The 8389-nt window shown below is 62.1% G+C and carries 5 protein-coding genes; 4 read left to right on the top strand and 1 reads right to left on the bottom strand.

Annotated features, from left to right (window positions below):
- Positions 1–539: 539 nt before the first annotated feature.
- The 3 genes from ACTD9P_RS21315 to ACTD9P_RS21305 all read left to right on the top strand — a co-directional run bounded on the left by ACTD9P_RS21315 (position 540) and on the right by ACTD9P_RS21305 (position 6467).
- Entirely contained in the window at positions 540–2330 is a 1791-nt protein-coding gene (locus ACTD9P_RS21315; RefSeq protein WP_138813892.1) for a DUF1302 domain-containing protein, read from the top strand.
- A 26-nt stretch (positions 2331–2356) separates the two neighbouring features.
- A complete protein-coding gene (locus ACTD9P_RS21310; RefSeq protein ID WP_438869247.1) occupies positions 2357–3715 on the top strand; it encodes a DUF1329 domain-containing protein in 1359 nt (452 codons plus the stop codon).
- A gap of 256 nt (positions 3716–3971) precedes the next feature.
- The gene (locus ACTD9P_RS21305; RefSeq protein WP_438869246.1) at positions 3972–6467 is read left to right on the top strand and encodes a LuxR C-terminal-related transcriptional regulator; all 2496 of its coding nucleotides are present in this window, start codon (positions 3972–3974) and stop codon (positions 6465–6467) included.
- Here ACTD9P_RS21305 and ACTD9P_RS21300 read toward each other — a convergent pair.
- The gene (locus ACTD9P_RS21300) at positions 6464–7339 is read right to left on the bottom strand and encodes a helix-turn-helix domain-containing protein (RefSeq protein ID WP_138813894.1); all 876 of its coding nucleotides are present in this window, start codon (positions 7337–7339) and stop codon (positions 6464–6466) included. The two genes, ACTD9P_RS21305 and ACTD9P_RS21300, sit on opposite strands and share 4 nt — an antisense overlap.
- A gap of 137 nt (positions 7340–7476) precedes the next feature.
- Here ACTD9P_RS21300 and ACTD9P_RS21295 point away from each other — a divergent pair, with 137 nt between their 5' ends.
- Positions 7477–8379 carry a DMT family transporter gene (locus ACTD9P_RS21295; RefSeq protein ID WP_438869245.1) on the top strand — a complete coding sequence of 301 codons (903 nt, stop codon included), beginning with the start codon at positions 7477–7479 and terminating at the stop codon, positions 8377–8379.
- Positions 8380–8389: the final 10 nt, after the last annotated feature.

Here is an 8389-nt window from a genome sequence, read left to right as displayed (position 1 = left end):
TGCCTCTGGCTAACACTTCCCCTTGCCGGGTGTGTAGAGGACTTTCACCTCCAAGTCACCAGCGAGGCCACCACAGCCAAGCTGGTTGCGCTTCGCGCAACGCGCCATGCCTGGCGCACATAAAAAAGGCCGCTGCAAACGCAGCGGCCGAAGTAAGACGTTGGATCAAGGAGCGACAAATCAACGTCAGTGAACAGCGGTAATAGATTGAAACATTAGGCCAATCTATTGGAATCAGACTTTTCCTGGATTTACCCAAGCGGGCCATTTGCCCTGAAAGTGCGTTAAGAATAGTCGCTTGTAACAAAATGAGTAATAGCAGTTCAGGACAAGGACTGTTGCAATTTCAGTAACGATCGCTTGCGGCTATCCATCCTCCTGATAATCCGCCATCTGCCTAATCCATGGTCGCGCGCAAACCCCGGCCAGAGCGGCTGCTCATCCTTTCGAGCGACACCACGAATACCCCTTTGGTGCGCTTATCGCTCCCGACGGGCGGCAGTAGGGTGGGGCCTTCTGTCACTCACCGGGGAAGACGCATGACAAAAACAACAATGCGCGCCATCTTCACGCCACAGGCGCTGGCCACGGCGGTTGCGCTGGGTTTCTGCGCCCAGGCACAGGCTGTTTCATTCAATATCGGCGAGATCGAAGGGCAATTCGATTCCTCGCTGTCGGTCGGCGCCAGCTGGGGCATGCGCGATGCCGACAAGAAGCTGGTGGGGATTCCCAACGGCGGCACTGGGCAGGCGTCCACCGGTGATGACGGGCGGTTGAACTTCAAGAAGGGTGAGACCTTCTCCAAGATCTTCAAGGGCATTCACGACCTGGAACTCAAGTACGGCGACAGCGGCATCTTTGTGCGTGGCAAGTATTGGTACGACTTCGAACTGCAGGACGAAAACCGCGAGTTCAAGCAAATCAGCAACAACCACCGCGACGAAGGCGCGCGCTCGTCCGGCTATGAGCTGCTGGATGCCTTCGTGTACCACAACTATTCCATCGGCGATTTGCCGGGCGCCGTGCGGGTCGGCAAACAGGTGGTGAGCTGGGGGGAAAGTACGTTTATCGGTAACTCGATCAACAGCATCAACCCCATCGACGTCTCAGCGTTCCGCCGTCCGGGCGCTGAGATCAAGGAAGGCCTGATCCCGGTCAACATGCTGTTCGCGTCGCAAAGCCTGACCAACCAGCTGTCGGTAGAAGGCTTCTACCAACTCAACTGGGAAAACACCGTGGTGGATAACTGCGGCACTTTCTTCGGTAACGACGTGGTGGCCCACGGCTGCAACAGCAACTACACGGTCGGCAGCCCGGCGATTGCGCCGTTGCAACCGGTGGCCGCAGCGTTCGGCCAGGGTTTTCAGGTGACCCGCGAAGGCGTGGTGGTGCAGCGCGCCAACGACCGCGAAGCGCGCGATGGCGGCCAGTTCGGTGCGGCCTTGCGCTGGCTCGGTGACGACACCGAGTACGGCCTCTACTTCATGAACTACCACAGCCGCACGCCAACGGTGGGCACGATTACCGCCAATACCAACCTGGCCACCATCGGCCGCATTATCAATACCGCCAACGCCATTGCCCCAGGTACCGGCGCGGGCCTGGCCCAGAGCACCATGCTCGGGCGTGGCCAGTATTACCTCGACTACCCGGAAGACATCCGCCTGTACGGCGCGAGTTTTTCCACCACTTTGCCCACCGGCACGGCCTGGACCGGCGAAATCAGCTACCGGCCGAATGCGCCGGTGCAACTCAACACCACTGACCTGACCCTGGCGCTGGTCAACCCGATTGCCGGCCAAACCGCCTCGCCGATCCGCAGTTCGTTCGGCTCGGATAACTCCGGCTACCGCCGCAAGGAAATCACCCAGATCCAGAGCACCATGACCCAGTTCTTCGACCAGGTGCTGGGTGCCGAACGCCTGACGTTGGTGGGCGAGGCGGCGTATGTGCACGTCGGCGGGCTGGAAGCCAAGACCAAACTGCGCTACGGCCGCGACTCGGTGTACGGCGCCTATGGGTTTGGCGGCGATACCGACGGCTTCGTCACCGCCAACTCCTGGGGCTACCGCGCCCGCGCGATCCTCGACTACAACAACGTGTTCGCCGGGGTGAACCTCAAGCCCAACCTGTCCTGGTCCCATGACGTCAGTGGCTACGGCCCCAACGGCATTTTCAACGAAGGCGCCAAGGCGATCAGCGTCGGCGTGGACGCGGACTACCGCAACACCTACACCGCGAGCCTGAGCTACACCGACTTTTTTGGCGGTGACTACAACACCCTCACCGACCGCGACTTTATCGCCCTCAGCTTCGGCGTGAACTTCTGACTTGGTTTAAGGAAGGACAACAACCTATGCGTAAGCTATTTGCAGTGATGGCCCTGAGTGTACTGACCGCCCACGTCATGGCCGCGGTCTCGCCCGAAGAGGCGGCCAAGCTCGGCACTACCCTGACGCCAGTGGGGGCCGAAAAAGCCGGCAACGCCGACGGCTCGATCCCCGCCTGGACCGGCGGCATCCCGAAAAACGCTGGCGCGGTGGACAGCAAAGGCTTTCTGGCGGACCCGTTCGCCAATGAAAAACCGCTGTTCGTGATCACCGCCGCCACGGTCGACAAATACAAAGACAAGCTTTCCGAGGGCCAGGTGGCGATGTTCAAGCGTTACCCCGAGACCTACAAGATCCCGGTGTACCCGACGCATCGCACGGTCAACCTGCCGCCGGATATCTACGAGTCGATCAAGCGCAGCGCGCTGAACGTGCACGCGATCAACGACGGTAACGGCCTGGAAAACTTCACCGGCAACCGTTACTACGCGTTCCCGATCCCGAAAAATGGCGTGGAAGTGCTGTGGAACCACATCACCCGTTACCACGGCGGTAACCTCAAGCGCATCATCACCCAGGCTACGCCGCAAACGAATGGCAGCTACACGCCGATTCGCTTCGAGGAAGAAGTGGCGGTGCCGCAAGCCATCCCGGATATCGACCAGGCCAAGGCGGCCAACGTGCTGAGCTTCTTCAAGCAATCGGTGACGGCGCCCGCACGCCTGGCGGGCAACGTGCTGCTGGTGCACGAAACCCTCGACCAGGTGAAGGAGCCGCGCCTGGCCTGGATCTACAACGCCGGCCAACGCCGCGTGCGCCGTGCACCGCAAGTCTCGTATGACGGCCCGGGCACTGCCTCCGACGGCCTGCGCACCACCGACAACTTCGACATGTTCTCCGGCGCTCCCGACCGCTACGACTGGAAACTGGTCGGCAAAAAAGAGATGTACATCCCCTACAACAGCTACAAGCTCGACTCGCCGACCCTCAAGTACGACGACATCATCAAGGCTGGGCACATCAACCAGGACCTCACCCGCTATGAGCTGCACCGCGTGTGGGAAGTGGTCGGCACGGTCAAGCCGAGCGAGCGGCACATCTACGCCAAGCGCCATATGTACATCGACGAAGACAGCTGGCAGGTCGCGCTGGTGGACCACTACGACGGGCGTGGCCAACTGTGGCGCGTTGCTGAAGGCCACGCACAGTTCTACTACGACCACCAGGTGCCGGCCTACACCGTGGAAACCCTGTACGACATCATTGCCGGGCGCTACATCGCGCTCGGCATGAAGAATGAGGAAAAGCGCAGTTTCGTGTTCGGCTTCGCGGCCAAGGCAGCGGATTACACGCCAGCAGCGCTGCGGTCCGAGGGCGTTCGCTGATCCCCATCTGAAATGCAATCAACCTGTGGGAGCTGGCTTGTGTGGGAGCTGGCTTGCCTGCGATAGCATCACCTCGGTATGGCTGTGAGACCGAGGTGTCTGCATCGCAGGCAAGCCAGCTCCCACACAAATCCGCTCCCACATTGGGTTTTGTGCATGGCCACTGATCACCCCGCTGAATACTTCTTCAACAACCGCCAACCACAGGACTAGGGTGGCGTCAGGTTGCATAACAATAAAAACGCAGGATGCAGCAATGACTGCCATGACCCGCTGCCTGGACCGTCCTGGATTCATGCCACGGCTGTCCGCCCATCACTTGTTACGCCCGCAATTGACCGAGCCGTTGCTCGCAGCAACCGTAAGGGTGAAGTTGCTGTGCGCGCCGGGCGGCAGTGGCAAAAGCGCATTGCTGGCCGAGTGTGCCTTGCAGGCGCCCAAGGGTTGCCAGGTGTATTGGCTGCCACTCAATGGCGTGGCCTTGAGCCCCGATGAGTTGTGTCAACGCTTGGCGCACAACCTGGGGCTGGCGTTTGTCGATGAAGCCACCTTGTCGCTTGACCTCAGCCGCTGGCAGCCCACGGCCTGGTTGTTCCTGGATGATTACTGCCGCCTGCCCGCGCCCGAATTGGATGCTTTGCTCGATCGCTTGCTCAGTGTCGCCAGCCCGGCGCTGACCTGGTGGCTGGGCGCGCGGCGGCGACCAGCGTGCAACTGGCCGCGCCTGTTGCTCGACGATGAACTGCTGGTGTGCAGCGAGCTGAACTTCAGCCCGGTGCAGGTCCAGCAACTGCTTGGCCCCGATCAAAGCCTCGACAGCGTGATGCAGTTCAGCGGCGGTTGGTGCGCTGGGGTGCGCATTGCCTTGCTCGGTGATGGTCACCCGGACAAGACCTTGCTCGACTACCTGCAACACGAACTGCTGCGCACCTTGCCGGCCGAGTTGGCTGAGGCCTGGCGGGTACTGGCGCACCTGCCGCGTTTCAACCCGAGCCTGTGCGAGCACCTGTTCGGCGCTGGCGACGGTGACCACTACCTGCGCGAATTGCAGGCATTGGGCGCCTTTATCCAGCCCTGGGAAGACACCACCGATTGGCTGCAGGTGTTCCCGCCGCTCGCACGCTTGCTGCGCGATGAACCCTGGTCGGCCAAGCGCTCCTGGCATCGGCGCGCCTGCCAATGGTTTGCCACCGAGTGCGATTGGCAAGCCGCGTTTGAACAGGCCTTGCTGGCCGAAGCGTTTGAGGTGGCGGTGAGCCTGTTGCAGCACTTCAGTTTTGAAGACCTGTTCCGTCAGCAGAATGCGCAACTGCTGTTGCGTTTGCATGAGCAGCATGGCGATGAATTGATGCTGGGCTCGGCGCAACTGGTGGGGCTGGTGACGGCCGCATTGCTGTTCGCCGGGCGCTTTGAGCAAGCCGGTGTGTGTATCGACCAGCTTGCCCGGTTTGCACCGCAGCCGACGGCGGCGAAACAGCGGCATTTATTGGCGCGCTGGCAGGCGCAATGGGGCTGGTTGTTGCACCTCAATGGGGACGCCGAGCGCGCCCGCGAGCATTTTCTGGAGGCCTTGCAAGCGTTGCCCGACAGCGCCTGGACATCCCGGCTGATGTGCCTTTCGGGCCTGACCCAGCAAGCCCTGCTGCGCGGCGAGTTGGACGTCAGCCAAGCCTTGAACCGCGAAGCGCTGTGCCTGGCGCGTGCCCATGGTTCATTGGTGCTGGAGGCGCTGTTGGAGCTGGATCACGCGCAATTACTGGAGCAGCGCGGCGCACCGTATCGGGCGCAAAGCCTGCTGGAAAATGTGCAGGCGATGCTGGCACGCCAGCGCCTCAAGGCGGGGCCACTGGTAGGGCGCATCGCCCTGCGGCGCGGGCATCTGGCGTTACGCCAAGGCCAGGACGCGCTCGCCAGTGAATGTTTCGAGAACGGGTTGAACCTGTGCCTGCACAGCCAGGACAAGCGCGTGCTCTACGGGTTTCTCGGCCTGGCGCTACTGGCGGCCAACCAGGGTGATTACGCCCAAGCGTTTTTCCAGCTGCGCGAGGCGGAGCGCTTGATGCAGCAGCGCCATGTGCCGGACTCGGTCTACCGCGCGGTGCTGCTGTTGGTCAGTGGGCACTTCTGGTTGCAACAGGGCCGAGCCGAACTGACCGTGGAGGCGGTGCGGCGTGTACTGCGCCACTTCCGTGGGCCACAGGCCCGGCAGGCACCACCGGCCACCCTGGAACTGATTCCACGCCTGGAATACCTGCTGGTGCTGGCCGAGGTGAAGCTGGGTGTTGCCGTTCAGCCCCTGGAGCGCCTGTATGCCTTGCTCGACACCACGCAGCAACGCGGCATGCTCTGCCTGGAAACCGAACTGCACCTGGTGCTGGGTGAAGTGGCCTGGCAGTTGGGCGACTCGGCCGTAGCCCGGCGCGCCCTGCACACCGGGCTGGAGCTGGCGCAGCGCTGCCAGGTGCAGCAGGCGATTCGCGAGCTGCGTTTGCGTGCGCCGGGGCTATTGATTGAGCTGGGCCTGGAAACCCCGGCGGCGCCCAGTGGCGTGGTGGAAAACCCGCTGAGCCAACGCGAACTGGAAGTGCTGCAGTTGATCGCCCAGGGCAACTCCAACCTGGAAATCGCCGACCGGCTGTTTATTTCGCTGCACACCGTCAAGACCCACGCGCGGCGCATCCACAGCAAGCTTGGCGTGGAGCGGCGCACCCAAGCGGTGGCCAAGGCCAAGACATTGGGCTTGATGGTCTAGGCGCAGAATGCCTGGCGATATTCCCCGGGCGTGGCGCCCATGGCCTGGCGAAAGCGGTGGGTAAAGTGGCTGGCGCTGGAGAAGCCGCACCGCCAGGCAATCTCGCCAAGGGGCAGGGCGCCGCCGCGCAGCAAGGCTTGCGCACGTGCCAGGCGGCGCGCCAACAGGTACTGGTGGGGCGGCAGGCCGAAACTTTGGCGGAACATCCGCGCAAAATGGTACTCCGACAGCGCGCACATACCCGCCAGTTGCCCGAGGCTGATCGGGTCTTCCAGATGGTGGTCGATAAACTCCACCAACAGCCGCCGCTGATGCGCCGCCAACCCGCCTTTCAAACGCAGGCCATTGCGTGCGCCGACTTGGCTGAGCAAGGTGTGGCTGAGCATCTCGTGGGCCAGACTGCTGGTCAGCAGGCGCTCGGCGGGCTCGTGCCAGTTGAGCGCGATCAGTTGATGAAAGCGTTGGGCCTGGCTGGCGTCTTCGAGGAAGGTGCTTTCGCGCAATTGCAATTCGCGCGGCTCGCGGTCAAGCAGCGTGACGCAGCCGAGGGCAAATTGCTCCGGGCTGAAATACACATGGGCCAGGCGAATCTCGCCGTTGATCACCCAGGCTGACTGGTGTTCGGCGGGCAGGATGCAGAGTTTGTCCGGGCCACCTTTGGTGCCTGGCTGATCGCGCCGAAACGTGCCGGTGCCACCGCCGATGTAGCAGGACAAGGTGTGATGGGTCGGTGCCTGGTAGTCCTGCGAATCGTGATGGTTGCTCCACAAGGCCGCAGACAAGCCGTCACCGAGCTCGGCGCAGGCTTCCAGGCGTGCGTTGGGCGAGCGGTTAAGGGCTTGAAAGACTTGCAGGGATTCCAGATCTGGCATGGTTGTGCTCTCCGACGCCTTGCATCCTACTCCCGCCGGCGATGGCTGTGATCCCTGCGCCCGACAAAAGCGCAAGAATGTGTAAGAGCGCCGACCGGCTGCCAAGGGACACTGTGGCTCAATCGACGGAGCCCGCTATGAACCTTTTCCTGTATTTACTCACCGTGCTGATCTGGGGCACCACCTGGATCGCCCTCAAGTGGCAATTGGGCGTCGTGGCAATTCCCGTATCGATCGTCTACCGCTTCGGCCTGGCGGCGCTGGTGCTGTTTGCGCTGTTGCTGCTCAGCCGCAAGCTGCAGGTGATGAACCGGCGCGGGCATTTGATCTGCCTGGCGCAAGGGCTGTGCCTGTTCTGCGTGAACTTCATGTGCTTCCTGACCGCCAGCCAATGGATCCCGAGCGGTCTGGTGGCGGTGGTGTTTTCCACCGCCACGTTGTGGAACGCCCTCAATGCCCGGGTGTTTTTCGGCCAACGCGTAGCGCGCAACGTGTTGATGGGCGGCGCACTCGGCTTGCTGGGACTGGGCTTTTTGTTCTGGCCGGAACTGGCAGGGCATACCGCCAGCCCACAGACCCTGTTAGGCCTGGGGTTGGCATTGTTGGGGACCATGTGTTTCTCGGCAGGCAATATGCTTTCGAGCCTGCAACAGAAGGCCGGGCTCAAGCCGCTGACCACCAACGCGTGGGGCATGGCCTATGGCGCGACGATGCTGGCGACTTACTGCGCGGTGCGCGGCATTACCTTCGACATGGACTGGAGTGCACGCTATATCGGCGCGCTCTGGTACTTGGTGATTCCGGGTTCGGTGATCGGCTTTACCGCCTACCTCACCCTGGTTGGGCGCATGGGGCCTGAGCGGGCGGCGTATTGCACGGTGCTGTTTCCGGTGGTGGCGCTGAACGTGTCGGCATTTGCCGAGGGCTACCAGTGGACCGCCCCGGCGCTGATGGGGCTGGGGCTGGTGATGTTGGGGAATGTGTTGGTGTTTCGTAAGCCTCGGCCGGTTCAGCCAAGCTTAAAGGTAAAGGCTATCTAATGTGGGAGTT

The organism is Pseudomonas onubensis, from assembly GCF_965653655.1.
Taxonomy (GTDB): Bacteria; Pseudomonadota; Gammaproteobacteria; order Pseudomonadales; family Pseudomonadaceae; genus Aquipseudomonas.
The sequence above is the reverse complement of the archived record's forward strand: the minus strand, read 5'-3'. Positions and strand labels throughout refer to the sequence as shown.

Excerpts from the sequence above, each read along its gene's own strand:
- ACTD9P_RS21315 (WP_138813892.1), top strand. The coding sequence starts at position 540 with ATGACAAAAACAACAATGCGCGCCATCTTCACGCCACAGGCGCTGGCC.
- ACTD9P_RS21310 (WP_438869247.1), top strand. The coding sequence starts at position 2,357 with ATGCGTAAGCTATTTGCAGTGATGGCCCTGAGTGTACTGACCGCCCAC.
- ACTD9P_RS21305 (WP_438869246.1), top strand. The coding sequence starts at position 3,972 with ATGACTGCCATGACCCGCTGCCTGGACCGTCCTGGATTCATGCCACGG.
- ACTD9P_RS21300 (WP_138813894.1), bottom strand. The coding sequence starts at position 7,339 with ATGCCAGATCTGGAATCCCTGCAAGTCTTTCAAGCCCTTAACCGCTCG.
- ACTD9P_RS21295 (WP_438869245.1), top strand. The coding sequence starts at position 7,477 with ATGAACCTTTTCCTGTATTTACTCACCGTGCTGATCTGGGGCACCACC.